The organism is Microbacterium sp. PI-1 (genome assembly GCF_004337555.1).
Lineage (GTDB): Bacteria > Actinomycetota > Actinomycetes > Actinomycetales > Microbacteriaceae > Microbacterium > Microbacterium aurugineum.
Genome location: NZ_SJYZ01000002.1, coordinates 1 through 16,485 on the forward strand (window position 1 = coordinate 1; position 16,485 = coordinate 16,485).

The window sequence follows — 16,485 nt, forward strand, 5'->3', positions numbered from 1 at the left end:
CCCTGTTCGCCCTCGACCCGACCGACCCGACCCGCTGGGAGATTCCATGACACCCACGCCCGACACCCACCACAACCCCGAACCGCGCCCTATCGGCGTCGGCTCCGCGCCCGCTCGCACGCCCGCGCGCATTATGCGCATGCACGCCCGCGCGCACACGCCCGCGCGAGGCGGTACCCGATGAACGCCGCGCCGTGCGGTCACCCCGCCGAAGCCGTGTACGTCACGAAGCGCGGGCGGCACGGATGCCGGGAATGCGACTCGGCGGCACGTCGCTCCCGACCGAAACCCGAACCCGAGTCAGCCCAGAGCGATCCACCCGTGCGCCCGGGAGCCGTCGCCACGCTCGCTCGCGACCTCGCACAGCGTGCCGTCGAAGCGGCCCCCGAACTCGCGCTAGACCGGTTCGCCGTGGCGCTGTCGTCGTGGGCGACCGCCGAGGCCGTGGCCCAACTCATCCGTGAGCGCATCGACGCGGCGTCACCGTTCACCGACCGCGGACAACCGCGCGCCGGTCTGCTGGCCGCGCACACCGCCGCCGAGCGCACCGCCGAACGGCTACGCGACGGGCTCGGCCTCACGCCGCGCTCCGCGGCGGCGATCATCACCGCGGTTAGAGCGGGCGGCGTCGGCCTACTGAGCACACCCGAACGTGAACGGCTGGGCGTGTGATGATCCGTCCGAGCATCGACCCCGAGCGCATCCGCGCCGCCCTCGGCATCCCCGCCCGGCCACGCGGGAACGTGGAGGACGCCCTAGCCGCCCTCGCCGCCCTCGCGAAGAAACGCGAAGCGCTGGGAATCGAGACGCCCTCGCCGTACCCGCCTGACGCGACGCCCGAGGAACGCCGCTCCCTGGCGACCGCGACCCTCGCCGAACTTGTGAGCACGGTTCGACCCTCGCCGTGGGGGATCGACTGGCGATGACTCGACGCACCCCACCGCCGACCCTCGCTGAACGCGAAGCGCGAGCCCGCGCCGTGACCGCTGAGCGTGTCGCCGCCGACCGCGCCGCCGCCCGCGCCGCTCACGTTGCCGACGTGCGCGAATGGCTGGCACTCGCCGAGGCTCGACGCGCCGCCCGACCCTTGACCGGTGCCGACGTGTACACCCGACCGCCGACACAACCGACCCTCGACACCCGAGCGACCGGCGAACGGGCAGTCCCCGGCATCGTCGCCGCCGCCGACCGTCTCGCCGCCGAGACGCGCGCCGACGCCCTCGCCACCATCCCCGAAGATCACACCGCCTACGACTGGAGCCGAGCATGAGCCACCGCGAAACGCACCGCGTGCGTACGTCGCACTATGACCGCATCGACCAGGAAGCCGCAACGCGCATCATGACCCGCGAATGGCGATCCGCGACCCCGCGCGTCGATGCCCCGAGCGTCGTACAGCACGACGGCGAGCCTCCCGCCGCCGTCCGCGACCGGCTCGCCCGCGATGCCGTCGTACCCGACGCTCTCAGCGTCCGGTGCGCTGAACACGACGCCGAACCCGGCGTGTACTGCTTCCGCGGCGCGCACGGCGTGTGCGGCACACGCCTCGACCTCCGGCATCGCCATCCCTGAGCCCTACTCCCCGATGTACTCCACTGTTCCTGAGAGAGACGACACCATGACCACCTCGACCACCGACGCCCGATCCCTCCCCCTCGGCCACCGCATCCTCCCCGACGCCGAGCATGTCGCATGCAAGGACTGCGGCACCCCGTGCGGACCCGACGCGCCCCGCACGGCGTTCGCCGTCACTGGGCGGGCGGACGCCCGCCGAGGTGTGATCGAAGCGCTATCCGAAGTGACGTTCGGGCAATGCCGCGCGTGCGCCGACCTCGACGCGCACGCGGCCCGCATCCTCGACGCGCACCCCAACATTCGCCGCATGATCGGCTCGCCGAGCATCGGACGACACCGCATCGTGTCGGCGTTCCACGCCCTCGCCGTCATGGGCGCGAAGCCCGCGGACACGTACACCGGCGACGGCCTGATGTCTCTCCTCGACCGGCTCAGCGTGTCCGGTGCCGCCGCCGCATGGCACCGGCAGTTCTCGCCGATCTGGGAGGAGGACGCCTCCCGCGATACCGCCGCCTCCGAGCCGTGGCTTCACGTCCACTCCGACCTCCGCGCCGCGATCCGACGCGAATACATCGACCTCCTCGCCGATCGGATGCCCGCCCGCGCCGTCGCTTGCCCGACACGCGGCTGTGCGTGGTGCGGGCTCGGCTCAGTCGTGGCGAAGCGCTCTGCGACGCCGTGGACCCCGCACACCATGAGCCCCGGAACTCTCGGCGGCGTCGGCCCGCACCCGCTCGCCGTGCACCTCTGCCCCATGTGCGAACGCATCCGCGAGGACGGCGGCTCAATGCGCTCCGCCGTGCTCGACATCATCGACCCCGACCGCGTGCTCCGCCGCCGCGTGCCGCACGAGCCGAACGTGGAAGGCGTTCGCGGCTGGGCTGTGATCGGCGGGCGACCGAACGCCGCCCCGTGGGCGCACCTCGACCTCGACGGCCTGCACGCCCTCGTCGCCCGCGGCGACTACTGAGGCCGTGGGCGGTGCGAGCGAGGTCCGCCTCTCGACCTATCGGGGGAACGACGAAGCCCGCGCCCTCGGCGTCGCCCTCCTCCGCGCCACCGAACGAGGCGAGCGCGTACCGTGCGACGGCCTCGACCCCGCGACCGTCCGGCCGAGCACATGCGCGGCCTGTCCGCTTGCCGTCCGCGAAGCCTGCGGCGAATACGGGCGCGCATCCGGCCTCGTCGGCACGTTCGGCGGGGTGCGCCTCCGATCCCGATAGAGTGCGCCGCATGGGCAAACCGCGCGTGCATGAAGTGGCTAGCGAACTCGGCATCGACAGCAAGGTGCTATTGAAGTTCCTGCGCGCCGATGGCGAGTTCGTGAAGTCTCCGTCGTCCACCATTCAAGTGCCCGTAGCGCGGCGAATGCGTCAGCGCTGGCCTGTGGAGGGAGAGGCGTTTCTACTCGCGCTCCACTCGACGGCGCTCGGTGACCTCTCGCGCCTCGAATGGACTCCGCGCGTCATGCCCGCGAATCTCGACGCCGCGACTGCCCTCCTCGCGAGCGCCGCGCCCTCAGCACGAATGTTCCGCCTGCTGAAGGACGCGATAGCCGGGCGGCGCTTCTTCTACCTCCGCACCGATGCGCTCGGAGAGTTGGATGAGCCCGCGCGGCCCGATGCGCTCCCGCCGAGCGATTCGGGGGTCGCGTACCTAGCCGACACCGAGCAACTCCTGATGTGGGCGGGCGGCGAGTGCGCTGTGCCGACCTGGCGTTCACTCGCGCTAGCGGCTCCGAACGTCCGAGTGCATCCGGTGTCCGCGTTGGATCGCGACGCCCCCCGGATGCTCCATCGGCTCGCGTCCGCGCGCACGCGCGACCTCGGCGTGACCCGCGCTCCGCAAGCCGCAACTAACGAGAGTTCGGGCACGACCCCGCGTAGCCGACCGGACGTCGTGTTGGTGTACCGCCCGACGGGCGAAGGGAAGAGCCGGGGACCGGCCACACCGCGCCGTTCTTCGGATCACCGTTGGACCGTGCGAGGCCACAGCCGCCGCCAGTGGCACCCGTCTACGAAGTCCCACGAAGTCATCTGGATTGACCCTCACACTGCCGGGCCGCGGGATGCTCCGCTGATCGACGTGGAGCACGTCGAAGTGTTCTGAATCCCCGCTGGATTGCACGTAGATTGCACGCGGGCGACGCTCGGCGGGTCTGGGAATGCAAAAACCCCGGCTGAACCGGGGTTTTTGGTGGTGCGCGATACTGGGATCGAACCAGTGACCTCTTCCGTGTCAGGGAAGCGCGCTACCGCTGCGCCAATCGCGCCCGTTGGGGCTATTCAGTTTTCCCGTGAGGTGGCGACGGGATTCGAACCCGTGTAAACGGCTTTGCAGGCCGGTGCCTAGCCGCTCGGCCACGCCACCGTGTGGATTGACCCCACGTGCGAAGGACCTTCCGAAGAAGATCCTCTGCACTCGAGCGGATGACGAGACTCGAACTCGCGACCCCAACCTTGGCAAGGTTGTGCGCTACCAACTGCGCTACATCCGCATTTCGTTCCCGGTTGTCCCGGGCACTCATGAAACATTAGCCGAAGATTTCCCGTCCGCCAAACCCGTTGCGAATCTCGCGCGTGTCTCGCTGACTGGTCCGCGAGGGCTCCGAGCGTCGGGTAGTATCGGTTGACGTACCCCGCGGGTATGGGCGATTGGCGCAGTTGGTAGCGCGCTTCCTTCACACGGAAGAGGTCATCGGTTCGAGTCCGGTATCGCCCACCATAACCTCCGATTCGCCGCTACTCCAGCATGATGCGGATGACCCTGTCGTCACCGGTCGCAGGGCGACCACGGCCATCCGTGTTGTTGGTCAGAACCCAGAGCGCGCCATCCGGAGCCACCGCCACATCGCGGATCCGACCGTACTCACCCGGGAAGAACTCGGTGGAGGCGGACAGGTCGCCGAGCGGTACGCGACGCACCCGCTCACCGCGAAGGTTGGCGACGAAGATCGCGCCGTCCGCGATCGCGATCCCGCTGGGACTCGCCGCATCCGGGGCCCACTGCTGCACGGGATCGATGAAGGTGCCACGATCTCCGACGCCCTCGACCTCCGGCCACCCGTAGTTGCCGCCCGCCTCGATGACGTTGAGCTCATCCCAGGTGTCCTGGCCGAATTCGCTCGCGTACATCGTGCCGCGATCGTCCCAGGCCAGTCCCTGCGGGTTGCGGTGGCCGAGGCTGTACACGGGTGAGCCCTCGAACGGGTTGTCCTCGGGTATGCCGCCGTCCGGTGCGATGCGGAGGATCTTCCCCGAAAGACTCCTCGGATCCTGTGCGCTCTCGCGATCGCCGGCGTCGCCGACGGTCACGTACAGCATGCCGTCCGGACCGAACGCGATGCGGCCTCCGTTGTGATTCGTCGCGGCCGCGAGTCCCGAGAGAACCATCTCGGGATCACCGAGCTCGATCGATCCCGGGGAGCCGGACAGCGGAAACCGCTGCACCCGGTTCTCGTCCGCCGCTGTGGAGTACGCGTAGAGCCATCCCTCCTGGACGGCGATGCCCAGGAGACCGCCTTCGCCTCGTGGCTCCACTCCGTCGATCACCGCGACCTCACGCACGTCCCCGTCGTCGGAGACCTCCAGCACCCGCGCGGTGTCGCGCTCGCTGATCAGCGCGGCCCCCTCATGGAAAGCGATGGACCACGGCGCGGCCAGATCTTCGACGACCGTCGACGTCTCCCCCGGGGCTTCGCGCTGAGAGACGCTTTGAGGTAGCGGCGCGCAGGCGCTCAGAAGCAACGAGGACAACGACGCGATGCCCAACGCGCACAGGACACGTCGCACCTTCGACTCCATCACCGCTCCTTCCGGACCGTACGCTTCCCCTCGAGGCTAAACGCACGACCACGCAGGCAGAAGACCCGGGGGCACCGTTCCTCGGTCGCATCGTCGGTTCTGTCCGACCGTGCGCGTATTCTGCCCCGGTGTCGATGACTCACGCTCTCCCCGGTCCGTGCACGCTCTGCGGCGGCGGTACGGGGTTCCGCACCGAGGAGCACTGGTGCTGTGCGGCGTGCGGCTGGCGCTACGGTGATGTACCGGACGCCGACCTCCCGCTCCCCCGCGTCGACGTCGTCTACTACATCCGCTTCGACGAGCGCGTGAAGATCGGGACGAGCAGCAACCCCCGCAGACGCCTCGCCGCGCTCCGGCACGACGAGCTCCTCGCCTTCGAACGAGGAGGGCGGTCCCTGGAGCAGCAGCGACACCGCGACTTCGCCTCCATCCGCGAGGGCGGCGAATGGTTCACCCTCACCGCGGCTCTGCGCGCGCACGTCTCGCACCTCCGCCACGAGGGAGAACCCTGGGTGCTCTACGCGCGTTGGCTGAGCGCAGCGCTACGCGGAGACGATGACCGCGGGTGGGCCGTCACATGACGATGCCGGGCGACTGCTTCGGGAAGTCCAGTCGCCCGGCACCGCGTATCGGGGCGTGATCAGGCCGTGGCTGCGCGTCCTCGTGCGTTCGCAGGCTCCGGCTGCGAGAAGAGGACGACGACGATCACCGCTGCCCCCACCACGACGTGCGGCAGCCAGACGTTGAGAGCCTCTCCGGAGAAGCCGAAGATCCAGGGCGACAGCGCGAGGAACAGGCTGGCGACGATGTCGAACACGAGATGCACGGGCATCGGGATGAAGCCGAACGGACCCCACTCGTACTTCGTGAACAGGCTGTAGACGATGAGCCCGATGCCGAGGACGATCGGGATGATGACCGCGGGTCCGCCCATGCTCGCGAAGCCGAACAGCCAGGGCGCGGCGATCAGGGCGATGCCGACGATGTAGTCGAGAGCTCCGTGGACCTTGGTGGGGATGAAACGCATGATTCCTCCTTGTGTGGCGCCGCTGAACGCGACTCACCACTGGTTCGAAGCCCTCCTCGCATCGGATTGCCCTCGGCTTCGGGAAGGGTGACGGGCGAGTGTTCGCGGCTCGGTCCCAGGCGGCGCTGCTACGGTGAGCACTGTCGGCAACTCGCCGGCATCAGGGAAGACTTCTCGTCGACCAACGGGCCTCATCGGTCATTTCGTTCTCCGTCGCCTCCTCTGTGTGAGCCCGAGGAGCGTCATGCCCATCCCGTCAACCCCTGCTTTCCGAGACCCTGCGCACGCATGGGCCGCACCCATCGCCCTCCCGAGCGGCTCGACGGCGATCGTCTACTGCGAAGGTCAATTCGGGGAGCAGGACGGCAAGACGGCGAACGGACTGGTCCGCCACTCCGAGAAGTACGAGATCCTCAGTGTCATCGACAGCACCCACGCCGGTGCGGATGCCGGCATGCTGCTGGACGGCACCGCGAACGGCCTCCCGATCGTCAGTGATCTCGTCACGGGCATCGCGCACGCCGGTCACGTCCCGGACTACCTGATCTGCGGCGTCGCACCGGCAGACGGCCTCCTCTCGGCGGGTCAGCGCACCGTACTCCTCGACGGGATCGCTCGAGGCATGCACATCATCAACGGTCTGCACGAGTTCCTCACCGACGACGCCGAGTTCGTGGCCGCCGCGCTGCTGGCCGGAGTGACGATCACCGACATCCGCCGCCCGCGCGAGAAGAAGGACCTCCACCTGTTCTCCGGGCGGATCTTCGACGTGACCTGCCCGCGCATCGCGATCCTCGGCACCGACGGAGCCATCGGCAAGCGCACCACCGCGACGATCCTGGTTCGTGCGCTGAACGAACGCGGCATCCATGCCGTCATGGTCGGCACCGGACAGACCACGATCATCCAGGGCGGCCGCTACGGCGTGGCGCTCGACGCACTCGTCCCGCAGTACTGCTCAGGTGAGGTCGAGAACCAGGTGGTCGCGGCGTTCGAGGGCGAAGACCCGGACGTGATCATCGTCGAGGGGCAAGGCGCGCTCAGCCACCCGGCGTACATCACGTCGGCGCACATCCTCCGTGGGAGCCGGCCTGCCGGAGTGATCGTGCAGCATGCCCCGGGCCGCACGGTGCTCGGAGACTTCCCGATGGTCGCGATGCCGACGGTCGACAGCGAGATCGCTCTCATCGAGGCCTTCGCCGACACGCGTGTGATCGGTGTGACCGTGAATCACGAGAACCTCTCCGCGGATCAGCTCACAGCGGCGATCGACGGGATCGAGATCGACACCGGCCTCCCCGCCACGGATCCGCTGACCCGCCCGCTGGGGGAACTCGTCGACATGGTGCTGCAGGCGTTCCCTGCCCTCACCCCGCGGCCGACCATCCGTAGCGTCGTGTGAGAGCGGCACCGACCCGGTCGTAGCGGCGTCGGTCGAGGACGGCGGCTTCTCGACGGAGTCCTCGCTCGTGCACGCTGTAGAGCTGTTCGATGTCGACCCAGGATTCGCGTCTCTGCGCGTCCCACTCCCCCGTGCCGATCGAGAGATAGTCGCGGTCGCCGTCATGGGGTCTGCTCGTCATGCGCACGGCGTACACGCGCTCAGCGGACTCGCGTCCGATCACGAGAACGGGACGATCCTTGCCGCGTCCGTCGTTCTCCTCATACGGCACCCAGGTCCAGACGATCTCCCCCGCATCCGGCGCCCCGTCGCGCTGCGGCGCGTAGGCGACCTCCAGACGTGTGATCCGGTCCGGATCGACGCGAACGGTCTCGCTGCCGCTCATCCGCCCCCGCTCCACCGTCGACGACGACGGCGCGGGCCGTTGCTCCTCGGTGCGCAAACGCGCGGCCGGGCGCCTCGGACCTGATGTCCGAGGCGCCCGGCCGGAACCCACTGCCTTGCGCAGGATGTCCAGGAGTGATGTCAGGATGCTGTTGCTCTTGCCCACTCGGTCACCCTAACCGCAGTTCACGCGTCGACGAGTGCGTATCCCTCCTCGCCGTGGACGACCTGGTCGACACCGGCGATCTCGTCCTCGCTCGTGACGCGGAATCCGATCGTCTTCTCGATCGCGAAGCCGATGAGGAAGGCGACCACGAAGGAGTAGATCAGCACGCCGACCGCGGCGATGACCTGCACGGCGAGCTGGCGGGCGTCGCCGCCGACGAACAGACCCGTGTCGGTGGCGAAGAAGCCGAGGTACAGGGTTCCGATCAGACCGCCGACGAGGTGGATACCGACCACATCGAGCGAGTCGTCGAAGCCGAGACGGAACTTCAGCTCGACAGCGAGGGCGCAGACGATACCGGCTACGGCACCGAGCAGGAGGGACCAGCCCGGGGTGAGGTTGGCGCAGGCCGGGGTGATGGCGACGAGACCGGCGACGGCACCGGAGGCTGCACCGACCGAAGTCGCCTTGCCGTCCTTGATGCGCTCGATGAGGATCCAGCCCAGGATCGCGGCCGCGGTGGCGCCGAGCGTGTTCAGCCCGATGAGTCCGACTCCGCCCATGTCCTCAGCGAGCCACTCCGCACCGGCGTTGAAACCGAACCAGCCGAACCACAGCAGTGCGGCACCGAGGAGGGTCAGCGGCACGTTGTGCGGCTTCAGGATGCCCTTCTGGAAGCCGATGCGCTTTCCGAGGACCAGAGCGAGCGCCAGGGCGGCTGCACCCGCGTTGATGTGGACCGCAGTACCGCCGGCGTAGTCGATCACGCCGATGCCGCTGTCCTCACCGAAGAGCGTCGTGCCGAGGTTCATGATCCAGCCGCCACCCCAGACCCACGCGGCGACCGGGAAGTAGCCGACCGTGGCGAAGATGCCGGCGAAGATCAGCCAGCTGCCGAACTTGGCACGATCCGCGATCGCTCCGGAGATCAGCGCGACGGTGATGATCGCGAAGGTCGCGCCGTAAGCGACGCCCAGGAGCGCGACGTTCGATCCTTCACCGGACGCCAGGCTGGACAGCCCGAAGTCGGCGAAGGGGTTGCCTGCGAAGGCGGTCGGGCTGTCGACGGCGCTCATCGAGAAGCCGAAGAGAATCCACAGCACGGCGACAAGTCCGATCGAGCCGAAGCTCATCATCATCATGCTGACGACGCTCTTCGCCTTGACGAGACCTCCGTAGAAGAAGGCGACGCCGGGCGTCATGAGCAGAACGAGCGCTGTCGCGGTGATCGCCCACGAGATGTTGCCGGGAGCATCCATAGGAAAACCTCACATCCGAAGTAATTGAGAGCTTCAGTGTGACGACGCGCCGTTTCGCGCATGCGTGAGGTTTGTTTCCCCGCTGTTACAGCGCCGCTCCTGGTGTGAACATCGCGTTACGCGGCCCTTCGGGGTTACGCAGAATGCGTCAAGGCGTTGAGTCGAGAGACCGCGCGCAGGTACTTCTTGCGGTATCCGCCGGCCAGCATCTCCTCGGAGAACACCGAATCGAGCCCGAGCCCGGTCGCGATGACGGGGATCTGGGCGTCGTACACGCGGTCGACGAAGGCGACGAAGCGCAGCGCCTCGGACTGATCGGTGAGCTGATGCACGTCGCGCAGCCCGACCTGATCGAGACCTTCGATCAATCGGATGTAGCGAGACGGGTGCACCTGGGCGAGGTGACGGATCACATCGTCGAACCGGTCGTCGGACGCCGTGCCGTCCGCCGTCGCTGCTGCCGCTTCATAGGCGTCGGCATCCAGAACCACGGCGTGTCCGTCGATCGCCCGCTGGCGGAAGTCCACTCCGTCGATGCGCAGGGTCTGGAAGCTGTCGGACATGGCGTGGATCTCGCGGAGGAAGTCCTGTGCGGCGAATCTTCCCTCGCCGAGCGCGTTCGGTGGGGTGTTGGAGGTCGCCGCCAGGCGGGTCCCCGTGGGAACGAGCTCTCCGATGAGGCGGGTCATGACCATGGTGTCGCCCGGATCGTCGAGCTCGAACTCGTCGATGCACAGCAGATCCGCGCCCTTGAGCAGGTCGACGGTGTTCTTGTATCCGAGGGCCCCGACCAGGGCGGTGTACTCGATGAAGGAACCGAAGTACTTCCGTCGGGCCGGCATCGCGTGATAGATGGAAGCGAGCAGGTGGGTCTTGCCGACACCGAAGCCGCCGTCGAGGTAGACACCGGGTTTGAGCTCGGGTTCCTTCTTCGCGCGGCTGAAGAGGCCGCCGCGCTTCACCGCGGGGCCGCGGCCCGCGAAACGCATCAACGTCTCCTTCGCCTCCTCCTGCGAAGGATAGGCAGGATCCGCGCGATAGCTGTCGAAAGTCGCCGTGTCGAACTGGGGCGGCGGCACCAGGCTCGCCAGCATCTCGGGTCCGGTGACCGTCGGCTGACGATCGGTGAGGTGCACGGTGCGGCTGGTCGTGTCGGTCATCACGGTCCTGAATCGGGTGCTGGCCTGTGTCGAAGTCTTACGAATCGGGCGCAGGGTGCTCGGCGGGGATCTATCGTCGAAGGGACGGATCAACACTACGCCGTCCGCACTCACCCCCTCGTCCGCTCACACGCTTCGGAGATCCCATGGCCATCGAGTTCGATTCCTCCTCCCCCAAGTTCGCCGAGTACGCCGAGCCCGGTCGCCTCGTGACCACGGAGTGGCTCGCCCAGCGGCTCGGAACGCCCGGACTCGTCGTCGTCGAGTCGGATGAGGACGTGCTTCTCTATGAGACGGGCCACATCCCGGGTGCGGTGAAGGTCGACTGGCACACCGAGCTCAACGACCCCGTCGTCCGCGACTACGTCGACGGCGAGGGCTTCGCGGAACTGCTGAGCCGCAAGGGCATCTCCCGTGACGACACCGTCGTGATCTACGGCGACAAGAACAACTGGTGGGCGGCCTACGCCCTCTGGGTCTTCTCCCTGTTCGGCCATGAAGACGTCCGCCTTCTCGACGGCGGACGCGATCGCTGGATCGCCGAGGGCCGAGAGATCACCCGCGAGGCGACCAGCCGCCCAGCGACCGAGTACCCGGTGGTCGAGCGCGATGACTCGGTGCTCCGCGCCTACAAGGAGGACGTCCTCGCCCACATCGGCAACCCGCTGATCGATGTCCGCTCCCCCGAGGAGTACAACGGAGAGCGCACGACGGCTCCCGCATACCCCGAAGAGGGTTCGCTCCGTGCCGGCCACATCCCGACCGCGCAGAGCGTACCGTGGGCGAAGGCTGTCGCGGAAGACGGCGGTTTCCGCAGCCGCGCCGAGCTCGATGAGATCTACCGCGACGGAGCAGGCCTGAACGATGGCGATGAGATCGTCGCCTACTGCCGCATCGGCGAGCGGTCGAGCCACACCTGGTTCGTCCTCAAGCACCTCCTGGGCTTCGAGAACGTGCGCAACTACGACGGCTCCTGGACCGAGTGGGGTAGCGCTGTACGTGTTCCCATCGTCACCGGATCCGAGCCCGGCACGCTCTGAGCATGTGACAATGACAGGGATGAGCACAAGCGACGTTCCTGAGGCCCTCGCCGACATCCGCGACGGATTCCTGGAGATTCCCGAAGCCGACCGTCTCCTGCTGCTGCTCGAGTTCTCGGACGAGCTTCCCGACGTGTCCGCAGAGGTCGCGGCGCACCCGGAGATGTACGAACGGGTCGCCGAGTGCCAGTCGCCGGTGTACATCCACGTCGAGGTCGACGACGACATCGTCACCATGCACGCCTCAGCGCCGCCCGAGGCGCCGACCACGCGTGGGTTCGCGAGCATCCTGGTCCAGGGCCTGACCGGCCTCACCACCGATGAGGTGCTCGCGATACCGAACGACTACCCGCAGTCGATCGGGCTCACCAAGGCCGTATCGCCGTTGCGGATCGGGGGCATGACCGGAATGCTCATGCGCGCGAAGAACCAGGTCATTCAGAAGCGGTGAAGCCCTGAGCCTCGAGCCAGTCCGTGATCGCAGTCGTCCAGCCGACCTGATCGTAGTTCCACAGCTTCGTGTGGCGGGCGACCGTGAACCGCGGCATGGTCACGAGGTCGGGGCGCACCTCCTGCAACGCATGTGAGGAATCCGCCGGCACGAATCCGTCGTCGTCGCTGTGCAGGATCAGCACCGGCGCGGTGAGTTCGTCCGCACGAGCGACCATGTCCAACCGGTCGAACGGGATCGGCGCATCCGCTCCGCTGAGGCGTGCGGTGAGGGGCATCTGCAGCGCCCCCATGGCCAGCTCCGGAAGCGGCGCCCGTACGCGGGCGAGCTTCGCCTGGAATCTCAGCACCGTGCGCCAGTCGACGACCGGCGATTCGAGGATGATCCCGGCGATGCGATCGCGGTGCCCGGAGGTGACCGCTGCCTGCAGCGACACCGCACCTCCCATCGACCAACCCATCAAGATGACGCGTTCGGCACCGTGCCGCAACGCATAAGCGATCGCGGCATCGACGTCACGCCACTCCGAGGCACCGAGGGCGTACGCACCCGCCTTCGTGCGCGGGGCCTCGCCGTCGTTGCGATAGGACACGACGAGGTTGGGAAGGCCGGCGGCATGCAGCACCGGCACCGCACGGAGACACTCGGCGCGTGTCGCCCCACGGCCGTGCACCTGGACCACCCAGGTCTTCGACGACGCCGGGAAATACCAGGCCGGGCACGGCCCCGCGGGCGAACCGATCAGCAGGTTCTCCCACCGCAGATGAAGCTCACTCGGCGAGGAGTAGTAGTAGCCGCTGAAGGCCGCGGCGCGGTCGACGCGAGCACCCGGCTCGATCTGTGTCAGGAGCTTGCGACGCACCGTCCCCGCGTCCGCGCTGAGCACGGCGCCGAGCTTGACATAGCCGTAGGTGCCCGTCGTGAACAGGCCGTAACGACCGGGAAGCTCGGTGTCGGGAGTGCGCTGCAGCTCGATGGTCTGTGCGCCGGTGTCGACGGCGAGGATCTCGGTGTCGGTCGCGCGACGCATGGGGGTGACCACTCGCCGGGCCACGGCGAACACGACGAGAGCGAACGCCGCCCCGAAAGCGAACAGGGCGGGGACAAGGAGGGTAACGGCGTGCCTGAGACTCTTCATCGCTTCCTGACTCTAGCCTGTTGCCGTGACCGCACCCCCCGAAGCCGGGACGCCCTTCGAGAGCGCCGTGGCCGAACTGCGCGCGACCGAGTTCCGCGATGACATCACGGTGCGCGAGATCGCCACGCCGCAGGGCCTCGCGCCCTTCGCCATCGCCCTCGCCGCCGATGTGCGCCCGGAGGGTGACGGCGAGTCCGTGTACGGCACCGGCCGGTTCGTCCTGCTGCACGATCCGGAGGAACCAGGGGCATGGGGCGGCTCCTGGCGCATCGTCATCTTCGCGCAGGCCCCGCTCGAGACCGAGATCGGCACCGACCCCCTCCTGGCCGATGTGACGTGGTCGTGGCTGGTCGATGCGCTCGACTCCCGCCAGGCCGTCTACCACTCGGAATCGGGCACCTCGACCAAGACGCTGTCGAAGGGATTCGGCGGGCTCGCCATCGAGGGCGACGGAGCCCAGATAGAATTGCGGGCGTCCTGGACTCCGGAAGGCCCGTTCCGACCCCACGTCGAAGCATGGGCCGAGCTGGTCGGAATGCTGGCGGGACTTCCGCCCGGCTCCGAGGGCATCGCCGTGATCGGCGCGCGAAAGGCTGTACGTGACTGAATACTCCGTGATCTCGGATGCTGGGGAGTTCCGCGCGGCGTGCGCCGTGCTCGCCGCCGGTACCGGGCCCGTGGCCGTGGACGTGGAGCGCGCGTCCGGCTTCCGATACTCGCAACGCGCCTACCTCGTGCAGGTCTTCCGTCGCGACGCGGGGGTCTTCCTGTTCGATCCGCCTGCGATCGGTGACTTCGCTCCGCTCCAGGACGCGATCGGCGACGTGGAGTGGGTACTGCATGCCGCGAGTCAGGACCTCCCGTCCCTTCGGGAGCTCCACCTGGAACCGCGGACCATCTTCGACACCGAACTCGCCTCCCGCCTGCTCGGTCACGAGCGCGTCGGGCTCGGGGCGGTCGTCGAGGACACCTTGGGCATCACGCTCAAGAAGGAGCATTCCGCCGCCGACTGGTCGACGCGTCCGCTTCCGGACTCCTGGCTGGAGTATGCCGCTCTCGACGTCCTGCATCTGATCGACGTCCGGGATGCCCTCGTCCTGGAGCTCGAGGAGCAGGGCAAGACGGAGATCGCGGCGGAGGAGTTCGCCGCCACCCTGACACGCGCGCCCAAACCCCCGAGAGAAGACCCCTGGCGCCGACTCAGCGGCCTGCATCAGGTGCGCGGCGCCCGCAACCTCGCGGTCGCCCGCTCTCTGTGGCAAGCCCGCGAGGCATACGCGCAGGACCAGGACGTCTCGCCCGGACGACTCGTGCCGGACCGCTCCCTGGTGGCCGCGGTCATGGCGAACCCGCCGTCGAAGCAGGCTCTGGCCGGCGTCAAGGAGTTCCAGGGGCGCGCCAGTCGCACACAGCTCGACCGCTGGTGGCAGGCCATCGTCGAGGGCAGGGCGACGGAAGACCTCCCCCGTGAGCGCGTGCCGGGTGACAGCCTTCCCCCGCCCCGCGCGTGGGCAGACCGGAACCCCGAAGCGGATGCGCGACTCAAGGCTGCGCGACCCGTCGTGGAGGCCACGGCCGAAGAGCTGGGGATGCCGACCGAGAACCTCCTGACGCCGGAGTATCTGCGCCGCGTGGCCTGGGAGCTGCCGGGAGAGACTCCGGAGGAGATCGGCGCTGCACTGGCCGCACTGGGCGCCCGCCCCTGGCAGATTGCACAGACCGCACAGAAGATCGCTGCGGCCTTTGTAGAAGCCGCGCAAACGCCCGACGCGACCCCCGCGACCGCTTCGTAGGTTCGATCCAACCGATTCCTCCCGGTTTTCACCGGCTTCGTAGACTGAGGCCACGCACTAACTTGGAGGCAGAGTGGCCGAGATCTCGGACGTCTTCTTCGTCGATGGAGTACGCACCCCTTTCGGGCGCGCCGGCGAAAAGGGCATGTACTGGAACACCCGCGCGGATGACCTCGCCGTCAAGGCGACCATCGGCCTGATGGAGCGCAACGCCGCCGTGCCGGCCGACCGCATCGACGATGTCGCGATCGCGGCGACGAGCCAGACCGGCGACCAGGGGCTGACGCTCGGGCGATCCGTGGCGATCCTCGCCGGCCTTCCGCAGACCGTGCCCGGTCTCGCGGTGGAGCGCATGTGCGCAGGCGCGATGACGAGCGTGACGACCATGGGCGCGTCGATCGGCGTCGGCATGTACGACTTCGCCCTCGCCGGCGGCGTCGAGCACATGGGCCACCACCCCATCGGTGGCAACGCCGACCCGAACCCGCGCTTCGTCGCCGAGAAGATGGTCGATCCCGGCGCGCTCAACATGGGCGTCACCGCGGAGCGGATCTTCGACCGTTTCCCGCACCTCACGAAGGAGCGCTCGGACCGATTCGGCATGCTCAGCCAGCACAAGGTGCAGGCAGCGTACGACGCTGGCAAGATCCAGCCCGACCTCGTCTCGGTTGCCACCAAGGGTCCGGATGGCGCCTGGGGCCTCGCGACCGAGGACGAGGGCCGCCGCCCGCAGACCACGATGGAAGATCTCGCGTCCCTCAAGACGCCGTTCCGCCCGCACGGGCGTGTCACCGCCGGCACTTCCTCCCCGCTCACCGACGGCGCGACGATGTCGCTGCTCGCCGGGGGCGGAGCGGTGAAGGAGTTCGGACTCGCGCCGAAGATGCGGATGGTCTCGTTCGCCTTCGCCGGTGTGCAGCCCGAGATCATGGGCATCGGACCGATCCCGTCGACCGAGAAGGCCCTCAAGAAGGCCGGACTCACGATCGACGACATCGGCCTGTTCGAGCTCAATGAAGCATTCGCCATCCAGGTGATCTCTCTGCTCGACCACTTCGGCATCGCCGATGACGACCCCCGCGTCAACCAGTGGGGCGGCGCGATCGCGCTGGGACACCCGCTCGCGGCATCCGGTGTGCGCCTGATGATCCAGCTCGCGGCCCAGTTCGCCGAGCGCCCCGATGTCCGCTACGGTCTGACCGCCATGTGCGTCGGCCTCGGTCAGGGCGGTTCGGTCATCTGGGAGAACCCGCACTACGACGGCAAGAAGAAGAAGTGAGCGCCACT

General features: G+C 68.2%; 18 protein-coding genes, 4 tRNA genes and 1 pseudogene. 14 read left to right on the forward strand and 9 right to left on the reverse strand.

Annotation, left to right across the window (positions count from 1 at the left end):
• Positions 1-180: 180 nt before the first annotated feature.
• The 6 genes and pseudogenes from E0W80_RS01900 to E0W80_RS19530 form a co-directional block, all read left to right on the forward strand.
• Positions 181-672 carry a hypothetical protein gene (locus E0W80_RS01900; protein WP_131491111.1) on the forward strand — a complete coding sequence of 164 codons (492 nt, stop codon included), beginning with the start codon at positions 181-183 and terminating at the stop codon, positions 670-672.
• Positions 672-926 (forward strand): hypothetical protein, encoded by a 255-nt coding sequence (locus tag E0W80_RS01905; RefSeq protein WP_131491112.1) that lies wholly within the window; start codon positions 672-674, stop codon positions 924-926. The genes E0W80_RS01900 and E0W80_RS01905 overlap by 1 nt, the downstream gene beginning before the upstream one ends.
• Positions 923-1,270, forward strand: coding sequence for a hypothetical protein (locus tag E0W80_RS01910; protein WP_131491113.1), 348 nt, complete (start codon positions 923-925; stop codon positions 1,268-1,270). Before E0W80_RS01905 ends, E0W80_RS01910 begins: the two co-directional genes overlap by 4 nt.
• A complete protein-coding gene (locus E0W80_RS01915; RefSeq protein WP_131491114.1) occupies positions 1,267-1,572 on the forward strand; it encodes a hypothetical protein in 306 nt (101 codons plus the stop codon). The genes E0W80_RS01910 and E0W80_RS01915 overlap by 4 nt, the downstream gene beginning before the upstream one ends.
• A 46-nt stretch (positions 1,573-1,618) precedes the next feature.
• On the forward strand, positions 1,619-2,545 hold the full coding sequence (locus E0W80_RS01920; protein WP_131491115.1) for a hypothetical protein: 927 nt from the start codon (positions 1,619-1,621) through the stop codon (positions 2,543-2,545).
• 263 nt (positions 2,546-2,808) lie between these two features.
• A pseudogene (locus E0W80_RS19530) lies at positions 2,809-2,949 on the forward strand (translation initiation factor IF-2 N-terminal domain-containing protein); the annotation flags it as partial.
• A gap of 823 nt (positions 2,950-3,772) precedes the next feature.
• Here E0W80_RS19530 and E0W80_RS01935 read toward each other — a convergent pair.
• The 3 genes from E0W80_RS01935 to E0W80_RS01945 form a co-directional block, all read right to left on the reverse strand.
• A tRNA-Val gene (locus E0W80_RS01935) sits at positions 3,773-3,847 on the reverse strand.
• A gap of 27 nt (positions 3,848-3,874) precedes the next feature.
• Positions 3,875-3,945, reverse strand: a tRNA-Cys gene (locus E0W80_RS01940).
• Positions 3,946-3,999: 54 nt separating this feature from the next.
• Positions 4,000-4,072 (reverse strand) — tRNA-Gly (locus tag E0W80_RS01945).
• A gap of 151 nt (positions 4,073-4,223) precedes the next feature.
• On the opposite strand from E0W80_RS01945, the gene E0W80_RS01950 reads away from it, so the two are divergent.
• Positions 4,224-4,299 (forward strand) — tRNA-Val (locus tag E0W80_RS01950).
• A gap of 17 nt (positions 4,300-4,316) precedes the next feature.
• Here the strand turns inward: E0W80_RS01950 and E0W80_RS01955 are convergent.
• Complete coding sequence (locus E0W80_RS01955) at positions 4,317-5,378, reverse strand: PQQ-dependent sugar dehydrogenase (RefSeq protein ID WP_131491116.1); 1,062 nt, start codon at positions 5,376-5,378, stop codon at positions 4,317-4,319.
• Between the two features lie 134 nt (positions 5,379-5,512).
• On the opposite strand from E0W80_RS01955, the gene E0W80_RS01960 reads away from it, so the two are divergent.
• A complete protein-coding gene (locus E0W80_RS01960) occupies positions 5,513-5,959 on the forward strand; it encodes a GIY-YIG nuclease family protein (RefSeq protein ID WP_131491346.1) in 447 nt (148 codons plus the stop codon).
• 59 nt (positions 5,960-6,018) lie between these two features.
• On the opposite strand, the gene E0W80_RS01965 is transcribed toward E0W80_RS01960, so the two are convergent.
• Complete coding sequence (locus tag E0W80_RS01965; protein ID WP_047519453.1) at positions 6,019-6,405, reverse strand: SPW repeat protein; 387 nt, start codon at positions 6,403-6,405, stop codon at positions 6,019-6,021.
• Between the two features lie 244 nt (positions 6,406-6,649).
• Here E0W80_RS01965 and E0W80_RS01970 point away from each other — a divergent pair, with 244 nt between their 5' ends.
• On the forward strand, positions 6,650-7,807 hold the full coding sequence (locus E0W80_RS01970) for a DUF1611 domain-containing protein (protein ID WP_131491117.1): 1,158 nt from the start codon (positions 6,650-6,652) through the stop codon (positions 7,805-7,807).
• Here E0W80_RS01970 and E0W80_RS01975 read toward each other — a convergent pair.
• The 3 genes from E0W80_RS01975 to zapE all read right to left on the reverse strand — a co-directional run bounded on the left by E0W80_RS01975 (position 7,773) and on the right by zapE (position 10,776).
• Positions 7,773-8,357: a type II toxin-antitoxin system PemK/MazF family toxin gene (locus tag E0W80_RS01975; protein WP_205802289.1), complete on the reverse strand. Its 585-nt coding sequence runs from the start codon at positions 8,355-8,357 to the stop codon at positions 7,773-7,775. The two genes, E0W80_RS01970 and E0W80_RS01975, sit on opposite strands and share 35 nt — an antisense overlap.
• Before the next feature lie 20 nt (positions 8,358-8,377).
• A complete protein-coding gene (locus E0W80_RS01980) occupies positions 8,378-9,616 on the reverse strand; it encodes an ammonium transporter (RefSeq protein ID WP_047519451.1) in 1,239 nt (412 codons plus the stop codon).
• A gap of 134 nt (positions 9,617-9,750) precedes the next feature.
• On the reverse strand, positions 9,751-10,776 hold the full coding sequence (gene zapE, locus E0W80_RS01985) for a cell division protein ZapE (protein WP_131491118.1): 1,026 nt from the start codon (positions 10,774-10,776) through the stop codon (positions 9,751-9,753).
• A 146-nt stretch (positions 10,777-10,922) separates the two neighbouring features.
• Here zapE and E0W80_RS01990 point away from each other — a divergent pair, with 146 nt between their 5' ends.
• Positions 10,923-11,816, forward strand: coding sequence for a sulfurtransferase (locus E0W80_RS01990; RefSeq protein ID WP_131491119.1), 894 nt, complete (start codon positions 10,923-10,925; stop codon positions 11,814-11,816).
• A gap of 19 nt (positions 11,817-11,835) precedes the next feature.
• Positions 11,836-12,267: a SufE family protein gene (locus E0W80_RS01995; protein WP_047519445.1), complete on the forward strand. Its 432-nt coding sequence runs from the start codon at positions 11,836-11,838 to the stop codon at positions 12,265-12,267.
• On the opposite strand, the gene E0W80_RS02000 is transcribed toward E0W80_RS01995, so the two are convergent.
• Positions 12,251-13,405 (reverse strand): alpha/beta fold hydrolase, encoded by a 1,155-nt coding sequence (locus E0W80_RS02000; RefSeq protein ID WP_131491120.1) that lies wholly within the window; start codon positions 13,403-13,405, stop codon positions 12,251-12,253. The genes E0W80_RS01995 and E0W80_RS02000 overlap by 17 nt on opposite strands.
• Before the next feature lie 25 nt (positions 13,406-13,430).
• Between E0W80_RS02000 and E0W80_RS02005 the strand changes: the two genes are divergently transcribed.
• The 3 genes from E0W80_RS02005 to E0W80_RS02015 all read left to right on the forward strand — a co-directional run bounded on the left by E0W80_RS02005 (position 13,431) and on the right by E0W80_RS02015 (position 16,477).
• Complete coding sequence (locus E0W80_RS02005) at positions 13,431-14,012, forward strand: DUF3000 domain-containing protein (RefSeq protein ID WP_047519441.1); 582 nt, start codon at positions 13,431-13,433, stop codon at positions 14,010-14,012.
• Positions 14,005-15,198 (forward strand): HRDC domain-containing protein, encoded by a 1,194-nt coding sequence (locus E0W80_RS02010; protein WP_131491121.1) that lies wholly within the window; start codon positions 14,005-14,007, stop codon positions 15,196-15,198. Before E0W80_RS02005 ends, E0W80_RS02010 begins: the two co-directional genes overlap by 8 nt.
• Positions 15,199-15,271: 73 nt before the next feature.
• Positions 15,272-16,477 carry a thiolase family protein gene (locus tag E0W80_RS02015; RefSeq protein ID WP_047519437.1) on the forward strand — a complete coding sequence of 402 codons (1,206 nt, stop codon included), beginning with the start codon at positions 15,272-15,274 and terminating at the stop codon, positions 16,475-16,477.
• Positions 16,478-16,485: the final 8 nt, after the last annotated feature.

What these genes read in the sequence shown, in the direction of transcription:
- E0W80_RS01970 (WP_131491117.1), top strand. Translation starts at nt 6,650, where the DNA reads ATGCCCATCCCGTCAACCCCTGCTTTCCGAGACCCTGCGCACGCATGG.
- E0W80_RS01905 (WP_131491112.1), top strand. Translation starts at nt 672, where the DNA reads ATGATCCGTCCGAGCATCGACCCCGAGCGCATCCGCGCCGCCCTCGGC.
- E0W80_RS01990 (WP_131491119.1), top strand. Translation starts at nt 10,923, where the DNA reads ATGGCCATCGAGTTCGATTCCTCCTCCCCCAAGTTCGCCGAGTACGCC.
- E0W80_RS01910 (WP_131491113.1), top strand. Translation starts at nt 923, where the DNA reads ATGACTCGACGCACCCCACCGCCGACCCTCGCTGAACGCGAAGCGCGA.
- E0W80_RS01960 (WP_131491346.1), top strand. Translation starts at nt 5,513, where the DNA reads ATGACTCACGCTCTCCCCGGTCCGTGCACGCTCTGCGGCGGCGGTACG.
- E0W80_RS01920 (WP_131491115.1), top strand. Translation starts at nt 1,619, where the DNA reads ATGACCACCTCGACCACCGACGCCCGATCCCTCCCCCTCGGCCACCGC.
- E0W80_RS01915 (WP_131491114.1), top strand. Translation starts at nt 1,267, where the DNA reads ATGAGCCACCGCGAAACGCACCGCGTGCGTACGTCGCACTATGACCGC.
- E0W80_RS01965 (WP_047519453.1), bottom strand. Translation starts at nt 6,405, where the DNA reads ATGCGTTTCATCCCCACCAAGGTCCACGGAGCTCTCGACTACATCGTC.
- E0W80_RS01900 (WP_131491111.1), top strand. Translation starts at nt 181, where the DNA reads ATGAACGCCGCGCCGTGCGGTCACCCCGCCGAAGCCGTGTACGTCACG.
- E0W80_RS01980 (WP_047519451.1), bottom strand. Translation starts at nt 9,616, where the DNA reads ATGGATGCTCCCGGCAACATCTCGTGGGCGATCACCGCGACAGCGCTC.
- E0W80_RS01995 (WP_047519445.1), top strand. Translation starts at nt 11,836, where the DNA reads ATGAGCACAAGCGACGTTCCTGAGGCCCTCGCCGACATCCGCGACGGA.
- E0W80_RS01955 (WP_131491116.1), bottom strand. Translation starts at nt 5,378, where the DNA reads ATGGAGTCGAAGGTGCGACGTGTCCTGTGCGCGTTGGGCATCGCGTCG.
- zapE (WP_131491118.1), bottom strand. Translation starts at nt 10,776, where the DNA reads ATGACCGACACGACCAGCCGCACCGTGCACCTCACCGATCGTCAGCCG.
- E0W80_RS02000 (WP_131491120.1), bottom strand. Translation starts at nt 13,405, where the DNA reads ATGAAGAGTCTCAGGCACGCCGTTACCCTCCTTGTCCCCGCCCTGTTC.